The sequence below is a fragment of the Bradyrhizobium sp. Ses1 genome, assembly GCF_059512365.1.
The window spans coordinates 1-23,515 of sequence record NZ_JCAMOQ010000032.1; the positions used below are offsets into that span (position 1 = coordinate 1).

The window sequence follows — 23,515 nt, forward strand, 5'->3', positions numbered from 1 at the left end:
GGAGCAAGGAGGGCGGAGGGGGATGACGATGGGAGCTTGCCCCAACTTGTCTTTGCCGCGGTGCTGCGTCCACGCACTACGATCATCAACGCGCACCGATGTGCTTACCGCTTCGGTGGCTTGCGCGCAGAGAAAATCCCGTATCCCGCTGTCGTGCAGGCAAACTTAACGTCCACCGCTGTGGGCGGTTACTCTCGATGCTCCGTCCAGCTTCGCTCCCCGCACTGGCATTAGTAGATGCGTATGGTCAGCCCTCGCGTCGAGTCTAGCATCTGATGTGTAAGCTCTGGTTGAGCCCCGCATCTACAACAGCTTTCGTCATGGTTCCTGGATGCGTGGAGGCTGGGAGATCTGGGGCGTGTCGCCCATATCCGCCGCTCTGTTCATCCTTCTTCGCTCGTGATGCTGATCCGGTACAACAAGCGATCGCCAGCCTCGACATCGAGGCTCCAACTCTCCCCGGGCTGTAGCCATGTTTCGATGTCTCGGGTCAGCAACAGAGCTTCCTTCCAAGCAGCGCGATCGTCTCGAAGCTCGGTTCCGACTTCATCCCGAAACGGGAACTTTCCGTTGATGTGAAAGAAGAAACGGGGCATTGACCGCAACCACGACTTTCCGTCCCCAAACGCGACCTTCCGCAGACCGTTCCTAAACGGCTGGGCTAGGAACGTTAAACCGGCCGGGTGAATTGAAGTTGAGTGGGGCCAATCGGCGCCCGGGGGCGAGCGCGGACCAGTGTCATGGCTGAGCACGGAGATATTTGCCGCACGCGAGCTGAGCACTGCCGGCAACAAGCCGCGAAGACGGTCTCTTCGATAGACAAGCAGCAACTGCTGCGGCTTTCCGAAGAATGGCTGAGGCTCGCACAGCGCCCCTCATTCAGGGACGAGTTGGCTGCCGACGGCAGTGAGGCTATCGGCCCCGCTCTCAGGCATCCAACGGTTCACTGAGCGTTCGCAGTCAGATGAGAAGGAAAGAACCATGAAAACGATCTATTTCGCTTCGGTTTGTGGCGCCACTTTTTTGACAGTCACCAGCTTCGCAAACGCACAAGGAACGGGCGTTAGTGCAAACCGCGATCAGGGCGTCACGCCCAAGCAATGCTGGGATGTCAGCAGCAACATCATTCGCGAAAAGAACCCGAGCTCCGCTGGTGCATCATCTTCGGAAAAGGCACCTGAAACGACTGTGGGCTCAAGCACGCCGGGCGCAACCGGTTCTGGCGCTTCTGGCTCAACCGGCTCCACTGGAAATGCGTCGGCACGTCCGGCGGGAATGCCGGATTGCTGACACGCCGCGAAAGAGCTTTGCTCGTATAGATCACAGTGGCGGCTTGTTTCGTTGAGCGCGAACTTCACCGCCAATTGGTCCGATGACGATGAGCGGAGATCGGAATGATCCTAGTCGGGAGACCGCTATGTCGTGACTTACGCGAACAACTCGTTGCCAGCAGGCGTGATTTTCGCATACGGGGCGCACCTCATGGCCCCGCTTCTCAAACAAGCCAAAAATGAACAATTTTGCCGACTTATTTCCGGCGGAGGTGACCATGAGCCAGAGCACCGATCGCCAAGAGTTACAGCGCCAGCTCGAGCAAGCGAAGCGGCTGGCTTCCGAGATAACCGACCAAACGACCTATCAGCGGCTCAAGGCGTTCGTCGAGGATCTGGGAGAGAGCCTGCAACGGCGCTTAGCTGCGCGCCGGTCCAAGCAAGCAATCAGGGCTCGTGCCCACGAACTCTGGGAACAGCACGGGCGGCCTACGGGACGGGATCTAGAGTTCTGGTTACAGGCAGAGCGGGAACTTAGCGAGGATGAAAACGAGTGAGCGCGTATTCCGAAGCGAACGCACCTAGCCAAGCGAGAGTTCTGGCCCCCGTTTCTTAGGAGCGCGTGCTATTGTGTCGGCACACAGGAGGGAGACGCGATGTCGACGTCAAAGAAGCCGCTGAAGCCCGACGATTTTCCCGTGAGTGCCGAAGGCAAAACGATCAAGAAGCAGGACGGCACGCCGATCGCGACGACGGAAGATTCACCTATCGCTGATGACGTGGCCGAGCGCCTCAATGAGGACGAAGCCCGGCGCGAAGAAGATAAGTGGGCCTGATCTTCCGTCGTCGATGGACGACGGGCGGCCGCGTGCGATCAGTCATCGATTAGCGTGCCGATCAACTCGAGGAGCGCTCGGTGTTCTGGCCCATTAGCTCCGTCTCGAAGAAATTTACCTATGGCCGTGTCGGACACCTGCCCTCCAGAGCTTAGATTCGGCTGATGCCTTACGACGGGCATTTTGGAAGTCGGATCCCGCGCCAGGAACCAGGTGTCCCCGTTGCTGCTTTCGTACAAGATTCGTTCCGTCATGGAGATGTAAGCGGACCCACGACGTTCCGTTCCTCTCTGGCGTCGGCATAAGCAAACTTTATGCGGCGAGCCTATCTTCCTTGTCGGGCCCGCGCATGACGATCTTGAGCGTGGCATCCGGCAGCGGTCGTTGCAGGGCCTTGGCCTCATCCCATGGCGCGCGTAGCCAGACGTCGCGCTCCTCGTCAGTCGTGAGGATGACCGGCATGGCCTTGTCATGGATCGGTTTGACGACAGCGTTCGCCTCGGTCCTCATTCAGCGCGAACCAGACTACGTCCTTTTTCTTCGTGGCCGGATTTGGCTCCGGCGCATATTCAGCGAAGCTGTTGAGGGGGACCAGGCTACGGTTCTCCGGCTTGAGCCAGCCGCGCCAGTGCGGAGATTTGGTGTTGCCGATGTTCGTCACGGGCGGACCAGGTTTGCTCGGCGGAGGCGGCATGCCCCAGCCCATCAGCGCCAGCTCACGGCCGTCGCCGGCGTTGCGCACCACGGGTGCCGGATAATCCGGAAAGACGCCGGGCATCGGCGGCAGGTTGCCGACGTAGCGGTTTACGACCCGGAACAGCGCGCGGATTGCTTCCTGGTTGGTGGTTATCGAATAGAGATTGCACATCAGATGTCCTTAGCGTTTGCCCGGCCACCATGTCGATGGCGGATCCTGCGCGCTGATCTTGTTCGGCCGCAACGCGAGCAGGTGGCTGCGCTTGTAGGGATAGCCGAGTTCGTCTGAGCACAGCTTGCAGCGCATGTAGCGCTCGAGCTCGTGAATGGGTGTCGACTTGCGCCGGCGGATGATGTCGAGGGCGGCCGTCTGACGGGTACAGCAGCCCAGGCACTTCACCTCGAGATAGCTGTAGCCGGCATTGAGCGCGTCGCCGAGCGCAGGCGAGGGCTGCGCCGGTCCGTGAAAGGCCAGCATGCGCATGTTCCAGGCTTGGCATGCGAGCCGATCTGCGTCCTTGCGCGCCTTGGCCGCCTGCTCGGCAGCGGAGCGCACGGATGCGCCGCAGATGCTCTCGCGTGCTTGGTGCCCATGACATGAAAAATGCGCTGTGGGGTTCGCTGCGGCAAGCCGCTAGGGCTCGCGGCTGGCAGCATCACAAGCAACTAACGAGGTGTGCTCCGGCGATGGCCGTGAACGAAGTCCGAACGAGGGTTTGCCAACTCGGAGGCTGGAATTGTCGACCGTCAGCGCCGCGAACGGACCGAGAATAAGCTAAGTTGTTGATGATGTTTCGATTTGTGGTGAGCGCGGAGGGACTCGAACCCTCGACCCCATGATTAAAAGTCACGTGCTCTACCGCCTGAGCTACGCGCTCACTTCCTGGAGGTAACGATGTTCTAAACCGTCACCCCGTTCCAGCTCTTGTCTGACCATGATCCGCCGGAAACCGACTCCCGCCTTTCCGGATCATGCTCCAGCCCGCGCTGTGTAGGGGGCGGGGGCCGACGGGTCAATAGCGCAGAGGGCAGCAAATGCGTGGTCGTGCGGGCCCGGGATTGCCCTGAGATAGCTGGCGGTTAGTCCCGCTTCATCAAGCCCGGCCGCGAAATCAATCCACGGCCGGATAGCGCCTCAGTTGGCGTCGCGGCGGATTTCGGAGGCGGCCTGCTGGGAAGGAGCGGCGATCGTGGGCATGGCGACCGGGCGCAGACCGATCAGTTCCGCAGTACGGATGGCGCTGTTGCGCCAGAACGAGAACGAGTTGATGCGCGAATTCTCCAGGATCGCGATCGCGACCGCTGCGAGGAAAGGCAGGCTCTGCAGCACCAGCACGCCGGCGAAGATGTAGATCTCGCGGACCTGCTTGAAGCCGTTGGTGGCGATGAGGACCGCGGCGCCGACCCAGAGGAGGACGCCGATCACCGCTTCCCAGAACGCCTGGAATTCAATCGACATCCGCGACAGGCCGCCCTTGGAGGTGCGGGCGAACGCCAGGTGCTCGGTGATCAGTCCCTGCGCCACGGCGCGCGACACGGTCCATTGCACGCTCATCGCCGCGATCATGGCGCCCAGCATCTGGCCGGCCTTCACGTTTACCCGCATCCGGTACAGCGCCACGAAATGCACGAGCGAGACGACGAAGGAGGCGATGATCGGCAACGTCAGGATCTTGTCGGGGATGGCGATGTCGGCAAAGGCGACGATCGGCACCCAGATCAGGTTGAGGATCGCGACCAAGACGCCGAGGCTCTCGGCGCCCAGCCAGTTCAGCCAGCCCAGCGAAAATTCCCGGCGCTGGTTGGGCGAGAGCCGGCTCGCACCGGGCAGGAAGCGCCGCCAGTGCTTTTTCACGATCTGGAAGCCGCCATAGGCCCAGCGGTGTCGCTGCTTCTTGAAGGCCTCGTAGGTGTCGGGCAGTAGGCCTTCGCCGTAGCGCTGGTTGGTGTAATGCGTCAGCCAGCCGCGCTCGATGATGGCAAGCCCGAGATCGGTGTCCTCGCAGATGGTGTCGCTGGACCAGCCGCCGGCCATGTCCATCGCGGCGCGGCGGATCAGGCACATCGTGCCATGCACGATGATGGCGTTGTGTTCGTTGCGCTGGACCATGCCGATGTCGAAGAAGCCGGCATATTCGCCGTTCATGATGTAGTGCATCAGCGAGCGGTCGCCGTCGCGATGCTCTTGCGGCGCCTGCACCAGGCCGACCCGCGGGTCGGCGAAGACGGGCACGAGGTCCTTCAGCCAGTCCGGATGCACGACATAGTCGGCATCGATAATGCCGATGATCTCGGCGTCTGCCGCGGTGCGGTCCATGGCGATGCGCAAGGCGCCGGCCTTGAAGCCCTGGACCTTCTCGGCATTGATGAACTTGAAGCGCTCGCCGAGCGCGCGGCAATGATCCTGGATCGGCTGCCAGAACGCGGGATCTGGCGTGTTGTTGATGATGCAGACGCATTCGAAATTGGGGTAGTCGAGCCGCGACACAGCATCGAGCGTCTGCTTCAGCATCTCCACCGGCTCGTAATAAGCCGGGATGTGGATTGAAACCTTGGGGAAGGTGACCTGCTCGCCGATCGTGGCGGGCGCTACCGCTGCGCTCTTCTGGATCAGGCGCCGGGGACCGCGGCCGAAGGCGACATCGGCGATCTCCTCGATCCGCGCCATCGCGATCAGGATCAGGGGGACGAGAAGGATCAGGCCGAGCGTCATCGCGAACGCCGAGCCGAACACGAAATAGTGCCCGGCCCAATAGGCGAAGACGGTCGCAACCCAGGCGCCGACGCCATTGGCGGCAGCCGAGAGTATCAAGGCCTGCATCACCGTCGGTCGTTCCAGGCGCAGGATCGGCAGCGACATCAGGATGCCGACGAGGAGGGCGATTACCGCGAGCTTCCAGTAATTCTCGTTCACGATCGGCCCGGTCCAGGCGAATTTCGGCTCGCGGGACGCATTCAGGATGCCCCAGTACGGGCCGACGCCGCCTTCGAAGAATTTCCAGGGCTGATCGATCGCCTCGACGATGTTGTAGTCCATGCCGATGGCTTCGGCGCGGGTGACGAAATTGCGCAGCACCGAGGCCTGCTCGAACGGGCCGGGCTCCGCATTCCGGAGATTGTAGCCCGCACTCGGCCAGCCGAATTCGGCGATCACGATGCGCTTGCCCGGGAACTGGTCGCGCAAGAGCTGGAACATGGCGACCGCCTGGTCGACGGCCTGTTGGGCGGTGAAGTTCTCCCAGTAGGGCAGGACGTGGGCGGCGATGAAATCGACGGAATTGGCGAGCTGCGGATTGTCACGCCAGATGTTCCAGATTTCGCCTGTGGTGACGGGGACATTGACCGATTTCTTGACGCGCTTGATCATCTCGATCAGGTCGTCGATCTTCTGCTCGCCGCGGTAGATCACTTCGTTTCCGACGACGACGCCGATCACGTTGCTGTTGCGCCGGGCGAGGTTAATCGCGGCGTCGATCTCGCGCTCGTTGCGCTCGGAATTCTTGTCGATCCAGGCGCCGACCATGACCTTCAAGCCGAATTCGGCGGCGATCGGCGGAACCAGTTCAACGCCGCCCGTCGACGAATACAGGCGGACCGCGCGCGTCATCGTCGACAGCTTCTTCAGGTCGGCGCGAATCTTTTCGGCTTGCGGGATATTGTCGACGTCGGGATGTGCGCTGCCATCGAACGGCGCATAGGAGACGCTCGGCAGCATGCCGCGGAAGTCAGGAGCCTGCTGCTTTTCCTGCAGAAGGCCCCAGAGCGCGGCATGCACGGCGGTGACAAGCAACAGAACGGCGGCGACAGCGCGCATCGCGGCTAAACCATACGGGGCTGCTATGAAAGGAGAAAGCGAACCCGTCCCCTAGGTTCGACCGACATGGCGGTAAACTGCAAGATAATCCTGCCACGCGATTCCACAACTGATATGACCGCATGGCGTTTTGAGGGCGCCACGCAGCTCAAATGACGGAAGTCGCGTTCGTTCCAAAGTCGAAGGCGGTTATTTCGCGGCCGGCGACGGCGAGGCCGTCGGCGCTGGAGAAGGTGAGGCGGCAGGTGCCGGCGCAGCGTTGCCAGCCGTGGCGGGCGGCGCTTGCGGGTTGGGCGCTGCCGCAGCGGCTGCGGCCGCCGGAGGCTGGGCGCCGGGGTTGATCCAGCAAGCGTGGATGCGGCCATCGAGGCTGCGCGGCACCTTGTCGTCGATCGTGGCGCCAAACCGGGTCAGGCAGCGGAAGGTCGCCTGCACATGGCCGCCGGGGCAGCCGAAGCGATCGTAAAGGTCAAGGTGGCGGAAGGCGGTGTCGAGGTCATCAAGCCACATCAGCCGCACCACGCGCCGGCCGAGCCAGACGCATTCCGGGTTTCCGGCGGGGCCGTTGATCGCCTGCGTGGCCTCGACGAATTCGTCGGTCTTGCGCTGATTGTCCTTGGTGACGTCGGACGGAGCGTTTCCCTGCTTCGACTGCTCCTGCGGATTCGGCGTGCCGCTTTGGGAGAAAGCGGCACCGGTACCGATCAGAAGCGCGAGGCCGGCGGTGGCGAAATGGCGCAAGACCGCGATTTTGAACTGAAGCACCCGTCCACCCATACCTTCCCCGATCGATTTCCCGCCCAACAAATCATCTCAAACGGCCATGGCGTAATGCCGTCCAAATAGGTCTCCAGTGCGGCGGAGACGCTGGCGGAATCCCATGACCGGTATTTCAGATTTTGTCCAGCAAAGTCACAACTTTATCGCAACAGCGCAAAACTGTCGCAGGACAACCATGGTATTGCCCGACTCGTGCTCTTGGCAGACGGCGCCCGACCGGTTAATCGACGGTCCCCGGAGGATGGAACCGATTTCTCTTCGTACGCCACTGGCGCTTCTCCTGATATCGCTGGGTTTGATTGCGGCCGTGTGGTGGTGGCTCGCCACACCGATTACGCTTGCGCGTGCGCCGATCGACCCGAATGCAAAGCTGCAATGCGTCTCCTATGCGCCGTTCCGCGATACGCAGACGCCGCTGATCCCCACCACGCACATTCCGGCGGAGCAGATCGCGCAGGACCTGGCTGATCTCGCCAAGGTCACCGAGTGCGTGCGCACTTATTCGATCGAGAACGGGCTCGACCAGGTGCCAGGCATAGCGGCGAAGGTCGGACTGAAAGTCATCCAGGGCATCTGGCTCGGCAGCGACCGGATCAAGAACCAGACCCAGATCGCGGTCGCGGTCGGGCTCGCCAAGCAATATCCGGGTGTGATCACGGCGCTGGTCGTCGGCAACGAAGTGCTGCTGCGCGGCGAGATGACGACCGCGGATCTCGCCGCCTATGTCCGCGCGGTGAAGGCCCAGGTCCAGGTGCCCGTGACCTATGCCGATGTCTGGGAATTCTGGCTGCGCAACCGCGAGGTCTACGACGCCGTCGATTTCGTCACCATTCACATCCTGCCTTACTGGGAGGACATGCCAGTGCGGGCGAAATTCGCTGCTGCGCACGTGGATGCCATCCGTAAGCGGATGGCGGTGGCATTCCCGAACAAGGAGATACTGATCGGCGAGACTGGCTGGCCGAGCATGGGCAGGATGCGCGAGGGGGCGCTGCCATCGCGCACCAACCAGGCGCGGATCGTCTCGGAAATCCTCGATCTCGCCAAGCGCGAGGGCTTCCGCGTCAATCTGATCGAGGCCTATGACCAGCCCTGGAAGCGCCAGCTCGAGGGTACGGTCGGCGGCTATTGGGGCCTGTTCGACTCCGTCAATCGCGTGGTGAAGTACCCGCCCGGAGTCGCCATCAGCAATTACCCGCTTTGGAAATGGTACATGGGCGCCGGCCTGGGGCTGGGCTTCGTCACCTTCCTCGTGGCCTGGCTGGCGGTCCGGCGGCGGCCATGGGCGCCGCGGATCATGTCCTGGATCGCGGTCGGCGTCTCCGCAACCAGCGCCGGGATCCTGCTCGGGGTTGCCATCGACAAGATGATCTATGAGAGCTACGGGACCGGCGGCTGGATGCAATGGGGGACGCTGCTTGCGGCAGCCATCCTCGCGCCGATCCTGTCGGCTCACGCGCTGATGGAGGGCAAGTCGCTGCCGACCTTCCTCGAACTGCTCGGACCGCGCCAGTACCGGCACGGCACCTTGCTCACAGCGCTGCTCGGCCTGTCGCTGATCGTGACGACGGTGATCGGGGCAGAAACCGCACTCGGCTTCACCTTCGACCCGCGCTACAAGGACTTTCCGTTCGCCTCGCTCACCATGGCGGTGGTGCCGTTTGCGCTGCTGATGCTGCTCAACCGGCCGCAGGAAGGGGTAAGGCCGATCGCGGAGGCCGTGTTCGCCGGCCTTCTGCTGGTTGCGGCCGGCTATATCTTCCTCAACGAGGGTACCGACAACTGGCAGTCGGTCTGGACCTGCGCGATGTATGTGTTGCTGGCGCTTACGCTGTGGCGGGCGCGGGTCGCGCAAAGCCCAAAATGAGCAGGCCGATCGCGATCCCCGACAGCGCGACATTGTAGAGCACGATCCCGAACCCCGCCGCGATCAGCCCGCCGGTCATCAGGACGATCGACGGCCGCAGCACGTGCAGTGTCGCGATCACGAGCGCGACGATGCCGAACACCGAGTTCCGGAACAGGGTCGTCGCCAGCGCGCGCACCTTGCAGTTCATGGTCTGCAGGCCCGCATCGCAGGCGAGCGCGACAGTTGAGAATTCGATCACGAGATAGCGCACGTAAAGTGCGTAACCGACGGTGAGGAAACCGACGATCAGCAGGAACTGCACCTGATAGGGCGTAAGGCGAAACGGGGTCTTTGTCATCGCGCGAATATGGTCGGGAAAGGGGACGAGGACAAGCCGCTTCGGGCGGCATGAAAGCGAGTGAAAATGTCGCCGCAACGTCTTGCGGTCACGCCATTATTGCTCCTTGCGACCGAACATTGAGGTGATCGCCGAGACTGCGGAAGGCGGCTCCGGCTTCTTCGGCGGCTCCTCGACCACCACTGGAGCTGCCGCTCTTTTCGGTGCCGCGTGCCGGCGTGGTGCGGGCTTGTTGGGAGCCGTCGGCTCCGGCTCGTCCTTGAGCGTCAGGCGCTGGCCGTCGAAAACAGCGGTCTCGCAAGGGCGGCCGTTCTCGGCGAGCACCGCGCAGATTTTCGCCGCGGCCCCGGCGTCGCGCAGCGGGCCGGCAACCAGGCGAAGCTGCATGCCGAGCCCGTTGGCGCCTTCCTTGATGACGATGATCGGGCGCAGGTTGAACAGTGGAGCGTTCGAGCGCGATTTCAACAGGCCTCGCCACAACGCGCGCAGCCCCGGCACCGTATTGGCGGTGCCGAGATCGACCCCGAATTCGGTATGCAGCACCTCGGCTTTCGGCGCGCCGGCGTCCTCTTTCGCTTTCTCCGCGTCACCAGCGGCAGGTGCCGCGGCGACCACCTCGGGCATGGGGCTGGCGGTGACCGTGGCAGCGGGCATGGCCGGCTCGACTTGCTTGCTCGCGGCAGGAACGGGCGGTCCGATTATCGACGCCGCGCCGACGAGCGGCATCGCGGGCAATGGCGCTGCCGCGGCATCGGCCGGGTCCGGATTGCTGGCTGGCACGGGGGCGGCGGGTGCCGTGTTGGCAGCAACGACCGGCGGTTTCTCCACGGGCGGCTTCTCGCTCGCAGCGGCCAGTGGCTTGTCCGAAGCCAGCACCGGGGGCTTTTCGGCGGCTGGTTTCTCGGGCGCGGTTGGAGCGGGTGTCGTTGCCGCGACTGGGGCCACGACCGGAGCCGAGGCATGATGCGCTGCCGGCTCTTGCACCCACGCGGGATATGGCGAGTGGGCGGGCTGTGGTGCAGCCGCCGTGCTCTGCTTCGCGATCGTGCCGGTAACCGAATCCAGTCCTTGCTCCAGCACGGTGACGCGGGCGTAGAGCCGGTCGCGGTCCGAATTGAGCGTCTCGATCGCGGACGCAAGCCGCCGCGCCTCGTTCTGGCTCTCCTTGGTGAGCATCTGGATCTGCTGCGCCTGCCGCGCCACCTCCGCGGCGGCACCCTGGTCGCGCCGCCACCCAAGCGAGGACTGGTTGGCGAGGACCGCGAGCGTGACGGCGCCGACCGCGGCAAAACCCCAGGAGCCGAGTCGCCACAGCGTGCGGCGGTCGAATTCGTCTTCCTCGGCAAGCAGGCCTGTAAACAAACCGCCGGTGCTTTCCGCGCCGAGATCGCCTGCCAGATTGTCAGGATCTTTGGCCAAAACCCCTTTGGCCCTCCTCAAGGCCCGCCGAATCACGCCGCAAAGATTAACAGGAAATGCGCGGGGAACCTGATCCGTAGCCAACCCGGAAGGCGAATAGGTTTCCTCTCCCGGGGAAACCAATTAAGACGGCTTGGCGCGATCCGCGGACAATATTTGAGGGTTTTGATGACTGCTCGATCCAGCCAGACGGTGGTGCTCGCGGCCGGCGAGGGCACGCGCATGCGATCCTCGCTGCCGAAGGTGCTGCATCCCGTCGCCGGACAGTCGCTGCTGTCCCATGTGCTGCGTGCCGCGCCGAATGGCACAGGCGCTTCGCTGGCGGTGGTGGTCGGGCCGGACCATCAGGCGGTCGCGGATGAGTCGCGGCGGGTCCGTTCTGACGCCAGTACCTTCGTGCAGCGCGAGCGGCTCGGCACGGCCCATGCGGTGCTGGCGGCGCGCGAGGCGATCGCTGCTGGAGCCGACGATCTCCTGATCGCGTTCGGCGACACGCCGCTGATATCGGCGGAGACCTTCGAGCGACTGCGCGCGCCGCTGAAGAATGGCGCCGCGCTCGCGGTGCTCGGCTTCCGCGCCGCCAATCCCACCGGCTACGGCCGGCTGGTGGTCGAGAACGGCAGGCTCGTTGCGATCCGCGAGCAGGCCGACGCCAGCGCCGAGGAACGCAAGATCACGCTGTGCAATGCCGGCGTGATGGCGTTCGACGGGCGCAAAGCGCTCGGCATCCTCGATGAGATCGGCAATGCCAATGCCAAGGGCGAATATTACCTGACCGATGCCGTCGCCATCGTACGTGAAAAAGGATTGGAGGCCGTCGTGATCGAGACCAGCGAAGACGAAGTGCGCGGCATCAACACCAAGGCGCAGCTTGCGGAAGCCGAAGCGGTACTGCAGGCGCGGTTGCGCAAGGCTGCGATGGAGGCCGGCGTGACGCTGATCGCGCCGGAGACCGTCTATCTCGCCGCCGACACCAAATTCGGCCGTGACGTCACCATCGAGCCCTTCGTGGTGATCGGCCCCGGCGTGAGCATCGGCGATGGCGCGGTGATCCACTCCTTCTCGCACATCGTCGAGGCCACGATCGGCAACAAGGTCTCGATCGGTCCCTATGCGCGGCTGCGGCCCGGCACCTCGCTCGGCGACGGCTCGCGGATCGGCAATTTCGTGGAGACCAAGGCTGCGATCCTGGAGGAGGGCGTCAAGGTCAATCATCTCTCTTACGTTGGCGACGCCCATGTCGGCGCCAACTCCAATCTCGGTGCCGGCACCATCACGTGCAATTATGACGGCTTCCTCAAGCACAAGACCCTGATCGGCAAGGGCGCCTTCATCGGCACCAATTCCTCGCTGGTCGCGCCCGTGAAGATCGGCGCCGGCGCCTATATCGGCTCGGGCTCCGTCATCACCAAGGACGTGCCCGACGATGCGATGGCGGTCGAACGCAGCCCGCAATCCGTCCGCGAAGGCGGCGCGGCGCGCTATCGCGAGATCAAGATGAAAGCGAAGGCCGCGAAGGGAAGCTGACGCCGTAGATTGCTTGTCGCGTAGGATGGGCAGAGCGGAAGCGAAACCCATCGCTCTACCCATCTACGATGTCGTGCTCTCTTTCGACGGAACGACGCTGTCATTCCGGGACGATGCGATAGCATCGAACCCGGAATCCATTTCTCCCCCGCACCTGCGGCCCAATGGATTCCGGGCTCGTCCTTCGGACGCCCCGGAATGACTGCGGCGGTTTGTGGCGACAGGAAGGGGCAGGTTGGATCCGTCTGCCGCACCCGTTAATCTTTCCTTTAACGTTGTCTCAATCCGCAATAATTATTGAGTTTGTTGGTGCCCGCGTTTCCCGTTAAGGGAGCGTGTCGTCGGTTTGGCAAATTTTCGGCGATTTGGGGATTTTGATCCGCATGTGCGGCATTATCGGCATTCTCGGACGGGCACCGGTTGCGGAGCAACTGGTCGATTCGCTCAAGCGACTTGAGTATCGCGGCTATGATTCCGCTGGTGTCGCCACGCTGGAGGGCGACCATCTGGTGCGGCGGCGCGCGGAAGGAAAATTGAAGAACCTGGAAGCGCGGTTGCACGCCGAGCCGCTCGATGGCCACACCGGCATCGGGCATACGCGCTGGGCGACGCATGGCCGGCCGACCGAGGGCAATGCGCATCCGCATGCGACGGACAATGTCGCTGTCGTCCACAACGGCATCATCGAGAATTTTCGCGAATTGCGCCAAGAGCTCGAGAAGCAGGGCGCGAAATTCTCCAGCGAAACCGACACCGAGGTCGTCGCCCATCTCGTCAACTCCTACCTCCTGAAGGGCTATTCGCCGCAGGAGGCGGTGAAGGCGTCGCTGCCGCAGCTCCGCGGCGCGTTCGCGCTGGCGTTCCTGTTCAACGGCCACAATGATCTCTTGATCGGCGCCCGCAAGGGTTCGCCGCTCGCGGTCGGGCATGGCGACGGCGAAATGTATCTGGGATCGGACGCGATCGCGCTGGCGCCGTTCACCGATACGATCAGCTATCTCGAGGACGGCGACTGGGTGGTGCTGTCGCGCGAGGTCGGCGTGATCTATGACGAGCATGGCGCGGTCGCCAACCGCGAGGTGCTGAAGTCAGGCGCATCGGCATTCCTGGTCGATAAGGCCAACTACCGCCACTTCATGGCCAAGGAAATCCACGAGCAACCGGAAGTGGTTGGCCACACGCTCGCCCGCTATATCGACATGGCGACCGAGCGGGTCACGTTGCCGGTCAAGCTGCCGTTCGATTTCAAGGATATCCAGCGCGTCTCGATCACCGCCTGCGGCACCGCGAACTATGCGGGCTATGTCGGGAAATATTGGCTGGAGCGGTTCTCGCGCCTGCCGGTCGAGATCGATATCGCGTCCGAATTCCGCTACCGCGAGGCGCCTTTGCGGAAAGGCGATCTTGCGATCTTCATCTCGCAATCCGGCGAGACTGCCGACACGCTGGCCGCGTTGCGTTACGCGAAAGAGCAGGGCGCGCATACGGTTTCGGTGGTGAACGTGCCGACCTCGACGATCGCGCGCGAGAGCGAGACCGTGCTGCAGACGCTGGCCGGCCCCGAGATCGGCGTCGCCTCGACCAAGGCCTTCACCTGCCAGCTCATGGTGCTGGCCTCGCTCGCGGTCGCCGCCGGCAAGGCGCGCGGCGAACTGTCGGACGCGGACGAAGCCAAGCTCGTGCACGGCCTCATCGAGATTCCCCGATTGATCGCGGCGGCGCTGACCACGGAGCCGCAGATCGAGAAGCTCGCGCGCGAGATCTCCAAATCGCACGATGTGCTCTATCTCGGCCGCGGCACCAGCTATCCGCTCGCGCTCGAGGGTGCGCTGAAGCTGAAGGAGATTTCCTACATCCACGCCGAGGGCTATGCCGCCGGCGAGCTCAAGCACGGGCCGATCGCGCTGATCGACGAGAACATGCCGGTCGTGGTGATCGCGCCTTTCGACAAGGTGTTCGAGAAGACCGTCTCCAACATGCAGGAAGTGGCCGCCCGCGGCGGCAACATCATCCTGATGACCGATGCCAAGGGGGCGGCGGAGGCGACCGTCGATTCCCTGGTCACGATCGTGCTACCGGACATGGCGGCGGCCTTTACGCCGATAGTCTATGCCGTTCCGGTGCAGCTCCTCGCCTATCATACCGCAGTGGTCATGGGCACGGACGTCGACCAGCCGCGCAACCTTGCGAAGTCGGTTACGGTCGAATAGCCGCAACCGCCCGGATTACGTTGGCCCTTCAAAAACCTGCTAGGATGGCTTAGCTGGGAGATTCTGGCTGCGCCCTGCGACCTGGAACCATAATGAGCCCCGAGAATCCGCCTCCGATCCCGCCCCCGGGCGAACACTCGCCAGACGGCCCGCGCGGCCTGATGGCCCGCTTTCGAAACTATTTCCTGACCGGGCTGATCGTCACGGGGCCGGTCGCGATCACCCTCTATCTGACCTGGTGGTTCGTGACCTGGGTCGACGGCCTGGTGCGACCGTTCGTGCCTTCGGCCTATCGCCCTGAAACCTACCTGCCATTCGGCGTGCCCGGTTCCGGGCTGGTCGTCGCGGTGATCGCGCTGACGCTGCTCGGTTTCCTTACCGCGAATTTGATCGGACGGACGCTGGTCGATCTCGGCGAGCGGCTGCTGGGGCGGATTCCGGCGGTGCGCGCGATCTATCGCGGCCTCAAGCAGGTGTTCGAGACGCTGTTCTCGGGCAACGGATCGAGCTTCCGCCGCGTCGGCCTGGTCGAATTTCCCTCGCCGGGCATGTGGTCGATCGTCCTGATCTCGCAATCGCCGAGCGCGAACATCGCGGCGAGTCTGCCGGGCGAGGAGGAACACATCTCGGTGTTCCTGCCATGCTCGCCGAATCCGACCACCGGCTTTTTCTTCTACGTGCCGAAGAGCAAGATCATCGAAGTCGAGCTGAGCGCCGAGGATGCCGCGACATTGATCATGTCCGCCGGCGTCGTCCAGCCGGGCTCCGGCGATGCAAAGCGCGTCGCCGCGCTGGCCGGTGTCGCCAATGCCGCCCGCATCGCCAACTCCGCCTCCACGCTGCAGCCGAAGCCTGCGCCTGCGAAAGTGGAATAGGGCTCTCCCGATTTTGAAGGTGAGGCGAACTCGTGTTCGCCTTCGGATCGTTCTACAAGTGCGGTCTTACAAAACCCTTCAGGATCCATCATGTCCAATACGATCGCGATCCTCGCGCCGGGCGCCATGGGCAGCGCGGTGGCGCAACGCCTGGCCGAACACGGCGCCCGCGTCCTGACCTCACTTCACGGCCGGAGCGAAGCGAGCGCCAAACGCGCGGCTGCCGCCGGCATGATGGCGGCCGACGACGCTGATATCGCCGCTGCCGACATCATCTTGTCGATCGTGCCACCCGGCGAGGCGATCGCGCTGGCCGAGCAGTTGGCGGCCAATATCGCGAAACACCGAACGAGACCTGTCGTCGTCGATTGCAATGCCGTCAATGTCGAGACGGTGCAGAAAGTCGCCGACATCATCGCGGCTTCCGGCGCGCGCTTCGTCGATGGCGCGGTCATCGGCCTGCCGCCGAAACCAGGCTCAGCCGGACCGACATTCTATGTCTCGGGCGAACATGCGCAGGACCTCGCAGTGCTCAAGCAATTCGGTCTCGACTTGCGCATCGTCGAAGGGCCGGTCGGCGCTGCTTCCGCGCTCAAGATGTCGTATGCGGGCATCAACAAAGGCCTGACGGCCGTCGGCGCCGCCATGGTGCTGGCGGCCACGCGCGCGGGCGCCGCGGACGCGTTGCGCGACGAACTGGCACTCAGCCAGCCGCACATTTTGGCGCGGATCGGGAATGCGCTGCCCGATATGGTGCCGAAGGCGTATCGCTGGGTCGCCGAGATGCGCGAGATCGCCGCTTTCCTCGGCCCGGATCATCCCGCCAGTCTCGCCTATGAGGGATTCGCGCGGCTGTTCGAGCACATCGCTGCGGATGCGAGCGGCGCGGGCGAGGACGTCGCGAAGCTGCGGGCGTTCGCCGAGAGCTGCAAGGCGAAGAATAGCTAAAAAGCTACCACCGTCATTGCGAGGAGCGAAGCGACGAAGCAATCCATTGTCACCGCGTGCGTGGAGGCATGGATTGCTTCGCCGCGCTCGCGATGACGGGGTAAGAGCCAGTCAGATCAACGTGTCGTACAAATCTTTCCAATCCGGGTTCACAGCTTCAATCAGGGCGATCTTCTTCGCGCGGCTGCCGGCCTTGATCTGTTTTTCGCGCGCGATGGCGTCGAGCATGGTGTCGTGGAGTTCGTACCAGACCAGCACCTTGCAGCCGTATTTCGCCGTAAAGCCTTCTACGAGTCCTTCGCGATGCTCAAAGGCCCTCTTCGGCAGATACGATGTCACACCCGCATAGAGCGTTCCATGACGCTTGTTTGCGACGATGTACACGCACGGCTGCTTCATTCGTTCGCCCTCCACAACGCAAACTTACACCGTCATAGCGAGGAGCGAAAGCGACGAAGCAATCCATTGGCTTTCGAGACCGCGGAAAGGTGGATTGCTTCGCTTGCGCTCGCAATGACGGCGGTTGGGGTTGCGCGGTCCTGCTGCCACAAACACCGTCATTGCGAGGAGCGAAGCGACGAAGCAATCCACGTCCCCGCTTGCCGTACCATGGATTGCTTCGCTGCGCTCGCAATGACGGGGAAGAACGTCACCCCGCGCCGATCAGGGGGATCGCTTCGTCACGTTCGAACAGGTAGAGCAGGCAGCGCAAGGCGTCGCCGCGCTCGCCTTTCAGCTTCGGATTGTCCTTCATGATGCGTAGCGCTTCGTCGCGGGCCTGCGCGATGAGCTGGCCGTGCACCTCAGGGCGCGCGATGCGGTAGCCTGGAAGGCCGCTTTGGCGGATGCCGAGCACGTCGCCTTCGCCGCGCAGCTTCAGGTCTTCCTCGGCGATACGGAAGCCGTCGGTGGTTTCGCGGATCACTTTCAGCCGCGCTTTGGCGATCTCCCCGAGCGGCTCCTGGTAGAGTAGCAGGCAGGTTGACGCCTCCGAGCCGCGCCCGATCCGGCCGCGCAGTTGGTGCAGTTGCGCAAGTCCAAAACGCTCTGCGTTCTCGATCACCATGATGGTCGCTGCCGGCACGTCGACGCCGACCTCGACCACGGTGGTGGCGACCAGCAGCGTGATCTCATGCGCGGCGAACTGCGCCATCACGGCGTCCTTCTCCGCGCCCTTCATCTGGCCGTGGACGAGGCCGACACTGTCGCCGAAACGCTTCTGCAGGCTCTCGAACCGCTTCGTCGCGTTGGTCAGGTGTTCGGTGCCTTCGGCTTCGGATTCCTCCACCAGCGGGCAGATCCAGTAGACCAGCTTGCCCGCCGTCAGCGCGCGGCCGACGGCGTCGATGACGTCGCTGATGCGGCTCGCCGGCACGGCGCGGGTATCGATCGGCTGGCGGCCGGCCGGTTTTTCTCGCAATTCGGAGATGTCCATGTCGCCGAAATAGGTGAGCACCAGCGTGCGCGGGATCGGCGTGGCGCTCAGCACCAACACGTCCACCGCTTCGCCTTTCGATGTCAGCGCCAGCCGCTCGCGCACGCCGAAGCGATGCTGCTCGTCGACGATCGCAAGCGCCAGCGACTTGAAGATCACGTCGTCCTGGATCAGCGCATGGGTGCCGACCAAAAGGTCGATCTCGCCGGCTTCGAGCCGGGCGAGCAGTTCACGCCGCTCCTTGCCCTTCTCGCGGCCGGTGAGGATCGCGACACGAAGACCGGCGCGCTCCGCAAGCGGGGCGATGGTCTTGATGTGCTGCCGCGCCAGGATTTCGGTCGGCGCCATCAGCGCGGCCTGCTTGCCGACTTCGGCGACGGCCGCGGCCGCGAGCAGCGCCACCACGGTCTTGCCGGACCCGACGTCGCCCTGCAGCAGGCGCAGCATGCGCACCGGCTGGCGCAGATCTTCTGCAATCGCCGCCATAGCGGAGCGTTGCGAAGCCGTCAGTGCATAGGGCAGCGCGTCGATGATCTTGTTGCGCAGATGGCCGTCACCGGCATTGCGGTCGCCGGCAGGCCGGCGGAGTTGGGCGCGGATCAGCGCCAGCGCCAATTGCCCGGCGAGCAGCTCGTCGAAGGCAAGGCGCGACCAGAACGGGCCGTCAGGCAGGATGTCGGTGAGCTCGACCGGCACATGGACACGCTGCAGCGCTTCCGCGATCGGCGGAAAGCTGCAGCGGCGCAGCACCTCCGGGCTGATCCACTCTGGCAATGCGGGCAGTTTCTGCAGCGCCTGCGCGATGGCACGGCGGAGCGAGCCGATCGCAAGTCCCTCGGTCAGCGGATAGACCGGATCGATGCCGGAGAGTTTTGCAAAGCCCTCTTCATCGACGACGCGGTCGGGATGCACGATCTGGGGGATGCCGTCGTACATCTGCAAGGTGCCGGAGACATAGCGCTTGGTTCCGACGGGAAGCAGCTTCTCGACATAGCCCGGCTGGGCGCGGAAGAAGGTGAGCACCACATCGGCGGTGTCGTCGCTGGCATAGACGAGATAGGGCGCACGCGAATTGCGCGGCGGGGGCGGGCGATGGCGGTCGATCGTGACCTCAAGCGTCACCACCGTGCCCGGAACCGCGTCGCGGATCTTCGGCCGCGCGCGGCGGTCGATCACGCTTGCGGGCAGATGCAGCAACAGATCGACCAGCCGCGGCGTCTCGCTGCGGTCGAGCAGATAGCGGAGCAGCTTGTCCTGCTTCGGCCCGACGCCTGACAGGCTCGTGACCGGCGCAAACAGGGGATTGAGCAGAGCAGGGCGCATTCAGGTCTTTCGTCGTGCGAGACGCGTCATGCGCGGACTTGATCCGCGCATCCATCTTCAAGAGAGGATGGATTGCCGGGTCAAGCCCGGCAATGACGGGAGGCGTTGATAATTGGGAACAAGAAGGGCTGACATCGGTCATCCCAGTCGCTATATCACCCCCGCCCGGCACGTCCGGGCTTTTGGCGTTTGGATGGATTTGGCGACATGACGGGAACGACACGGTCGAGCGGCGGGCTCGACGACCGCCGCAAGCGGCTATTGTTTCGCTGCTGGCATCGTGGCACCCGCGAGATGGACCTCATCCTCGGCCGCTTTGCCGACGCCGAAATCGGTAACCTCTCGGAGGCCGAACTGTCCGAACTGGAGCATCTGCTCGAGGTGCCCGATCCCGACCTCTATGCCGCGCTGATCGGCGACAGGCCGCTTGACGAGGCAGGGGCGCTGTTTGCCCGCATCAAGGCGTTTCGCGCGGTGGAACACGACACATGAAACCACAAGCCAAATCGCCCGCCGCGCTGCTGGCCCCCGGGCGCGCGGTGACCTTTGCCAATGTCGCGGAGGGGGCCGAGGGGCTCATCATCGCCGATCTCGCGCGCGCGATCGCGGCGAAGCCGAAGCGGCCGGCGGTCAGCCTTGCCGTGGTCTGCCGCGACGGGGCGCGGATGCAGCAGCTTGCCCGCGCACTGGAATTCTTCGCGCCCGATCTTGCCGTGATGCAGTTCCCGGCCTGGGACTGCCAGCCCTATGACCGTGTCTCGCCGCATGGTGGCGTCCTGGCGCAGCGCCTGACCACGCTGGCACGACTGTCGCGGCTCGCCGGCAGCGACAAGCCTCTGATCGTGCTGACCACCGTGAACGCCATCGTGCAGCGGGTGCCGGCGCGCGAGGTGGTGGCGGCGCAGGCGCTGTCGGTCGCGCCGGGCCATGTCGTGCCGATGGACTCGATCGTCGCCTGGCTTGAGCACAATGGCTATACGCGCTCCTCCACCGTGCGCGAGCCCGGCGAATATGCGGTGCGCGGCGGCATCCTCGACCTGTTTCCGGCCGGGCTCGAGCAGCCCGTGCGCTTCGATTTCTTCGGCGATTCCCTGGAATCGATCCGCACCTTCGATGCCGAGACCCAGCGTACGCTCCTGGACATGCGCGGGCTCGATCTGGTTCCGGTCTCGGAATTCCAGCTCACCACGGAAACCATCCGTCGCTTCCGGATGGGCTATGTCGCCGCCTTCGGCGCGCCGGAGCGCGACGATGCGTTGTATGAAGCCGTCACCGAAGGCCGCCGCCATCCCGGCATGGAGCACTGGCTGCCGCTGTTCCAGGAGCGGATGGACACGCTGCTCGACTATCTCGACGGCGCGCCGATTGCGATCGAGCCGCAGGGCGAGGACGCCGCGCGCGAGCGCTTCAAGCAGATTGTCGACTACTATGACGCGCGGCGCGAGGCGATGGAGCATCCCGGTGGCGGCGCGATCTACAAGCCCCTGCCGCCGGACCAGCTCTATCTCACCGAGGCAGAATGGACGCAGCGCCTGAACGATGGCGCACTGGCGCGGCTGACGCCGTTTGCCGTGCCCGAAGGCAGCACGGAGGTGTTCGACGCCGGCGCGCGGCAGGGCCGCAACTTCGCGCCGGAGCGCGCCGATACCTCCATCAACGTGTTCCAGGCCGTCGCCGCCCATGTGCAGGCCCTGCAGGCGCAGCGCAAGAAGGTGGTGATTGCGTTGTGGAGCGAGGGCTCGCGCGACCGCATGGGCTCGATGCTTCAGGACCACAAGCTCCACAATGTCACCAACGTCAACACCTGGCGCATGGTGCAGGCGACGCCGCGCAACGAGGCAATGCTCGCTGTGCTCGGCATGGAATCGGGCTTCGAGACCGACGATGTCGCCGTCATCAGCGAGCAGGATATCCTGGGCGACCGCCTGGTGCGGCCGCGCAAGGCGCATCGCAAGCTCGACAACTTCATCTCGGAGGTCACGAGCCTGTCGGCCGGCGATCTCGTCGTCCATGTCGAGCACGGCATCGGCCGCTTCGTCGGCCTGCAGACGCTGGAGGTCGGGGGCGCGCCGCATGACTGTCTCGAGCTGCATTATGCGGCGGAGACAAAACTGTTTTTGCCGGTCGAGAACATCGAGCTGCTGTCGCGCTACGGCTCCGACAGCGCCAATGTCGAATTGGATCGTCTCGGCGGCACCGGCTGGCAGGCGCGCAAGGCGAAACTGAAGAACCGCATCCGCGAGATCGCGGGCGAATTGATCAAGATCGCGGCCGAGCGCATGCTGCATGAAGCGCCGAAGATGCCGGTGCAGCCGCATGTCTATGACGAGTTCTGCGCGCGCTTCCCCTATGAGGAGACCGAGGACCAGCTCGGCGCGATCAACTCGACGCTGAAGGACCTCGAGAGCGGCCGCCCCATGGACCGGCTGATCTGCGGCGATGTCGGCTTCGGCAAGACCGAAGTGGCGCTGCGCGCGGCATTTGCGGTCGCGCTCGACGGCAAGCAGGTTGCGGTGGTGGTGCCGACCACGCTGCTCGCGCGCCAGCACAGCAAGACCTTTGCCGAGCGCTTCCGCGGCTTCCCGGTCAATGTCGCGCAGGCCTCGCGGCTGATCCCGACAAAGGAGCTGACGCAGGTCAAGAAGGGGCTCACTGACGGCAGCGTCGATGTCGTCGTCGGCACCCATGCGCTGCTCGGCAAGTCGATCAAGTTCAAGGACCTGGGCCTTTTGATCGTCGACGAGGAACAGCATTTCGGCGTCGGCCACAAGGAGCGGCTGAAGCAGCTCCGGGCGCAGGTGCATGTGCTGACGCTGTCCGCGACGCCGATCCCGCGCACGCTGCAGCTTGCACTGACCGGCGTGCGCGAGCTCTCGATCATTGCCTCGCCCCCGGTCGACCGGCTCGCGGTGCGCACCTTCGTCGCGCCGCATGATCCCTTGATGATTCGCGAGGCGCTGCTTCGCGAGCGTTATCGCGGCGGACAGGCGTTCTATGTGGTGCCGCGGATCGAGGATCTCGCTGGTGTCAAGGACTTCCTCGACAAGAACGTGCCGGAGATGAAGGTCGCGGTGGCGCACGGCCAGATGCCGCCGACCGTGATCGAGGACATCATGTCGGCGTTCTACGACGGCAAATACGACATCCTGCTGTCGACCACGATCGTCGAGTCAGGGCTCGATATCCCCAATGCCAACACGCTGATCGTGCATCGCGCCGACATGTTCGGCCTTGCCCAGCTCTATCAGCTCCGCGGCCGCGTCGGTCGCTCGAAGCTGCGGGCCTATGCGCTGTTCACGCTGCCGGCGCAGCAGAAGATCACGGCGCAGGCCGAACGGCGGCTCAAGGTGCTGCAGTCGCTGGAGACGCTGGGCGCGGGCTTCCAGCTCGCGTCGCACGACCTCGACATCCGCGGCGCCGGCAATCTGCTCGGCGAGGAGCAGTCCGGTCACATCAAGGAAGTCGGCTTCGAGCTCTATCAGTCGATGCTGGAGGAGGCGATCGTCAACCTCAAAGCCGGCGTCGCCGAGCCTGCCGCCGACCGCTGGTCGCCGCAGATCACGATCGGCATGCCCGTGCTCATTCCGGAGGATTACGTCAACGATCTTTCGGTGCGGCTGTCGCTGTACCGGCGGCTCGCCGATCTCGACACCGAAGAGGAGATCGACAATTTCGCAGTCGAGATGCGCGACCGCTTCGGCGTGCTGCCCGACGAGGTGCGCTATCTGTTCAAGGTCGCCACCATCAAGGCCTACTGCCGCCGCGCCAATGTCGAGAAGGTCGATGCCGGCCCGAAGGGCGCCGTGATCTCGTTCCGCGACAATGCCTTTGCCCAGCCGGACCGCTTGGTTGCCTTCATCCGCCAGCATGGCCAAGCCGCCAAGGTGCGGCCCGACATGAAGGTCGTGTTCTTCCAGGAATGGAAGACTCCGGAGGAACGGCTTGCAGGGACAACGGAAATCCTGCGGCAACTTGCCAATCTCGCCGAGAACAAGAAGGCGGCGTAAGCTTGCCTTCCCTTCCGTGGGATGCCGGTCGCGCGCGCGGCCGATCCCGAGCTTTTGAGACAATAGCTGGCTGTTAATATTACTGCTTAACTACCAGTTAAGTATGCGTTGGCGGCACGAAAGCGCATGGCCTAGCGTGCGCCGAGTGCGGCTCCGTAACCGGCGAG

General features: G+C 64.0%; 18 protein-coding genes, 1 tRNA gene and 1 pseudogene. 10 read left to right on the forward strand and 10 right to left on the reverse strand.

The genetic code is table 11. The annotated features are described in order from the left end of the window. Window positions 1–383: 383 nt before the first annotated feature. The gene (locus AC5ZG5_RS29220; protein ID WP_130226903.1) at window positions 384–596 is read right to left on the reverse strand and encodes a DUF6894 family protein; all 213 of its coding nucleotides are present in this window, start codon (window positions 594–596) and stop codon (window positions 384–386) included. A 385-nt stretch (window positions 597–981) separates the two neighbouring features. Here AC5ZG5_RS29220 and AC5ZG5_RS29225 point away from each other — a divergent pair, with 385 nt between their 5' ends. The 3 genes from AC5ZG5_RS29225 to AC5ZG5_RS29235 all read left to right on the forward strand — a co-directional run bounded on the left by AC5ZG5_RS29225 (window position 982) and on the right by AC5ZG5_RS29235 (window position 2,107). Next, window positions 982–1,290 (forward strand): hypothetical protein, encoded by a 309-nt coding sequence (locus AC5ZG5_RS29225; protein WP_456644871.1) that lies wholly within the window; start codon window positions 982–984, stop codon window positions 1,288–1,290. 220 nt (window positions 1,291–1,510) lie between these two features. Continuing rightward, window positions 1,511–1,828: a DUF2934 domain-containing protein gene (locus tag AC5ZG5_RS29230; protein WP_456671223.1), complete on the forward strand. Its 318-nt coding sequence runs from the start codon at window positions 1,511–1,513 to the stop codon at window positions 1,826–1,828. 99 nt (window positions 1,829–1,927) lie between these two features. Beyond that, complete coding sequence (locus AC5ZG5_RS29235) at window positions 1,928–2,107, forward strand: hypothetical protein (RefSeq protein WP_130232076.1); 180 nt, start codon at window positions 1,928–1,930, stop codon at window positions 2,105–2,107. Between the two features lie 312 nt (window positions 2,108–2,419). On the opposite strand, the pseudogene AC5ZG5_RS29240 reads toward AC5ZG5_RS29235, so the two are convergent. From AC5ZG5_RS29240 to AC5ZG5_RS29260, 5 genes and pseudogenes are all read right to left on the reverse strand, one after another. Then, a pseudogene (locus AC5ZG5_RS29240) lies at window positions 2,420–2,975 on the reverse strand (SOS response-associated peptidase family protein). Window positions 2,976–2,984: 9 nt separating this feature from the next. Further along, the gene (locus AC5ZG5_RS29245; RefSeq protein WP_456644873.1) at window positions 2,985–3,359 is read right to left on the reverse strand and encodes a hypothetical protein; all 375 of its coding nucleotides are present in this window, start codon (window positions 3,357–3,359) and stop codon (window positions 2,985–2,987) included. A gap of 246 nt (window positions 3,360–3,605) precedes the next feature. Further along, window positions 3,606–3,681, reverse strand: a tRNA-Lys gene (locus AC5ZG5_RS29250). Between the two features lie 257 nt (window positions 3,682–3,938). Then, the gene (locus tag AC5ZG5_RS29255; protein WP_456644874.1) at window positions 3,939–6,617 is read right to left on the reverse strand and encodes a glycosyltransferase; all 2,679 of its coding nucleotides are present in this window, start codon (window positions 6,615–6,617) and stop codon (window positions 3,939–3,941) included. A gap of 189 nt (window positions 6,618–6,806) precedes the next feature. Then, the gene (locus tag AC5ZG5_RS29260) at window positions 6,807–7,394 is read right to left on the reverse strand and encodes a hypothetical protein (protein ID WP_028165526.1); all 588 of its coding nucleotides are present in this window, start codon (window positions 7,392–7,394) and stop codon (window positions 6,807–6,809) included. Window positions 7,395–7,638: 244 nt separating this feature from the next. Here AC5ZG5_RS29260 and AC5ZG5_RS29265 point away from each other — a divergent pair, with 244 nt between their 5' ends. After that, window positions 7,639–9,264, forward strand: a complete 1,626-nt coding sequence (locus tag AC5ZG5_RS29265) for a glycoside hydrolase family 17 protein (protein ID WP_456644875.1) — start codon at window positions 7,639–7,641, stop codon at window positions 9,262–9,264. Here the strand turns inward: AC5ZG5_RS29265 and AC5ZG5_RS29270 are convergent. Together AC5ZG5_RS29270 and AC5ZG5_RS29275 are read right to left on the reverse strand one after the other, a co-directional pair. Next, window positions 9,224–9,604 (reverse strand): hypothetical protein, encoded by a 381-nt coding sequence (locus tag AC5ZG5_RS29270; protein ID WP_028165524.1) that lies wholly within the window; start codon window positions 9,602–9,604, stop codon window positions 9,224–9,226. The genes AC5ZG5_RS29265 and AC5ZG5_RS29270 overlap by 41 nt on opposite strands. Before the next feature lie 96 nt (window positions 9,605–9,700). Next, the gene (locus AC5ZG5_RS29275; protein ID WP_456644876.1) at window positions 9,701–11,023 is read right to left on the reverse strand and encodes a hypothetical protein; all 1,323 of its coding nucleotides are present in this window, start codon (window positions 11,021–11,023) and stop codon (window positions 9,701–9,703) included. A 168-nt stretch (window positions 11,024–11,191) separates the two neighbouring features. Between AC5ZG5_RS29275 and glmU the strand changes: the two genes are divergently transcribed. The 4 genes from glmU (at window position 11,192) to AC5ZG5_RS29295 (ending at window position 16,583) form a co-directional block, all read left to right on the forward strand. Next, window positions 11,192–12,550, forward strand: a complete 1,359-nt coding sequence (gene glmU / locus AC5ZG5_RS29280) for a bifunctional UDP-N-acetylglucosamine diphosphorylase/glucosamine-1-phosphate N-acetyltransferase GlmU (protein WP_456644877.1) — start codon at window positions 11,192–11,194, stop codon at window positions 12,548–12,550. Between the two features lie 383 nt (window positions 12,551–12,933). Further along, the gene (gene glmS, locus AC5ZG5_RS29285) at window positions 12,934–14,760 is read left to right on the forward strand and encodes a glutamine--fructose-6-phosphate transaminase (isomerizing) (RefSeq protein WP_456644878.1); all 1,827 of its coding nucleotides are present in this window, start codon (window positions 12,934–12,936) and stop codon (window positions 14,758–14,760) included. A gap of 92 nt (window positions 14,761–14,852) precedes the next feature. Then, window positions 14,853–15,635: a DUF502 domain-containing protein gene (locus AC5ZG5_RS29290; protein WP_165435607.1), complete on the forward strand. Its 783-nt coding sequence runs from the start codon at window positions 14,853–14,855 to the stop codon at window positions 15,633–15,635. A gap of 90 nt (window positions 15,636–15,725) precedes the next feature. Beyond that, window positions 15,726–16,583, forward strand: a complete 858-nt coding sequence (locus AC5ZG5_RS29295; protein ID WP_456644879.1) for a DUF1932 domain-containing protein — start codon at window positions 15,726–15,728, stop codon at window positions 16,581–16,583. A gap of 111 nt (window positions 16,584–16,694) precedes the next feature. Here AC5ZG5_RS29295 and AC5ZG5_RS29300 read toward each other — a convergent pair whose 3' ends face one another. Together AC5ZG5_RS29300 and recG are read right to left on the reverse strand one after the other, a co-directional pair. Continuing rightward, a complete protein-coding gene (locus AC5ZG5_RS29300) occupies window positions 16,695–16,982 on the reverse strand; it encodes a GIY-YIG nuclease family protein (RefSeq protein WP_130229499.1) in 288 nt (95 codons plus the stop codon). Window positions 16,983–17,232: 250 nt separating this feature from the next. Then, entirely contained in the window at window positions 17,233–19,341 is a 2,109-nt protein-coding gene (recG, locus tag AC5ZG5_RS29305; protein ID WP_456644880.1) for an ATP-dependent DNA helicase RecG, read from the reverse strand. Window positions 19,342–19,548: 207 nt separating this feature from the next. Here recG and AC5ZG5_RS29310 point away from each other — a divergent pair, with 207 nt between their 5' ends. Both AC5ZG5_RS29310 and mfd read left to right on the forward strand, forming a co-directional pair. Continuing rightward, window positions 19,549–19,833 carry an FAD assembly factor SdhE gene (locus AC5ZG5_RS29310; RefSeq protein ID WP_028163490.1) on the forward strand — a complete coding sequence of 95 codons (285 nt, stop codon included), beginning with the start codon at window positions 19,549–19,551 and terminating at the stop codon, window positions 19,831–19,833. After that, window positions 19,830–23,348 (forward strand): transcription-repair coupling factor, encoded by a 3,519-nt coding sequence (gene mfd / locus AC5ZG5_RS29315; RefSeq protein ID WP_456644881.1) that lies wholly within the window; start codon window positions 19,830–19,832, stop codon window positions 23,346–23,348. Before AC5ZG5_RS29310 ends, mfd begins: the two co-directional genes overlap by 4 nt. The last annotated feature ends 167 nt before the right edge of the window (window positions 23,349–23,515 follow it).

Coding starts and splice junctions, on each gene's coding strand:
- AC5ZG5_RS29220 (WP_130226903.1), bottom strand. CDS start 596: ATGCCCCGTTTCTTCTTTCACATCAACGGAAAGTTCCCGTTTCGGGAT.
- AC5ZG5_RS29225 (WP_456644871.1), top strand. CDS start 982: ATGAAAACGATCTATTTCGCTTCGGTTTGTGGCGCCACTTTTTTGACA.
- AC5ZG5_RS29230 (WP_456671223.1), top strand. CDS start 1,511: ATGAACAATTTTGCCGACTTATTTCCGGCGGAGGTGACCATGAGCCAG.
- AC5ZG5_RS29235 (WP_130232076.1), top strand. CDS start 1,928: ATGTCGACGTCAAAGAAGCCGCTGAAGCCCGACGATTTTCCCGTGAGT.
- AC5ZG5_RS29255 (WP_456644874.1), bottom strand. CDS start 6,617: ATGCGCGCTGTCGCCGCCGTTCTGTTGCTTGTCACCGCCGTGCATGCC.
- AC5ZG5_RS29260 (WP_028165526.1), bottom strand. CDS start 7,394: ATGGGTGGACGGGTGCTTCAGTTCAAAATCGCGGTCTTGCGCCATTTC.
- AC5ZG5_RS29265 (WP_456644875.1), top strand. CDS start 7,639: ATGGAACCGATTTCTCTTCGTACGCCACTGGCGCTTCTCCTGATATCG.
- AC5ZG5_RS29270 (WP_028165524.1), bottom strand. CDS start 9,604: ATGACAAAGACCCCGTTTCGCCTTACGCCCTATCAGGTGCAGTTCCTG.
- glmU (WP_456644877.1), top strand. CDS start 11,192: ATGACTGCTCGATCCAGCCAGACGGTGGTGCTCGCGGCCGGCGAGGGC.
- glmS (WP_456644878.1), top strand. CDS start 12,934: ATGTGCGGCATTATCGGCATTCTCGGACGGGCACCGGTTGCGGAGCAA.
- AC5ZG5_RS29290 (WP_165435607.1), top strand. CDS start 14,853: ATGAGCCCCGAGAATCCGCCTCCGATCCCGCCCCCGGGCGAACACTCG.
- AC5ZG5_RS29295 (WP_456644879.1), top strand. CDS start 15,726: ATGTCCAATACGATCGCGATCCTCGCGCCGGGCGCCATGGGCAGCGCG.
- AC5ZG5_RS29300 (WP_130229499.1), bottom strand. CDS start 16,982: ATGAAGCAGCCGTGCGTGTACATCGTCGCAAACAAGCGTCATGGAACG.
- recG (WP_456644880.1), bottom strand. CDS start 19,341: ATGCGCCCTGCTCTGCTCAATCCCCTGTTTGCGCCGGTCACGAGCCTG.
- AC5ZG5_RS29310 (WP_028163490.1), top strand. CDS start 19,549: ATGACGGGAACGACACGGTCGAGCGGCGGGCTCGACGACCGCCGCAAG.
- mfd (WP_456644881.1), top strand. CDS start 19,830: ATGAAACCACAAGCCAAATCGCCCGCCGCGCTGCTGGCCCCCGGGCGC.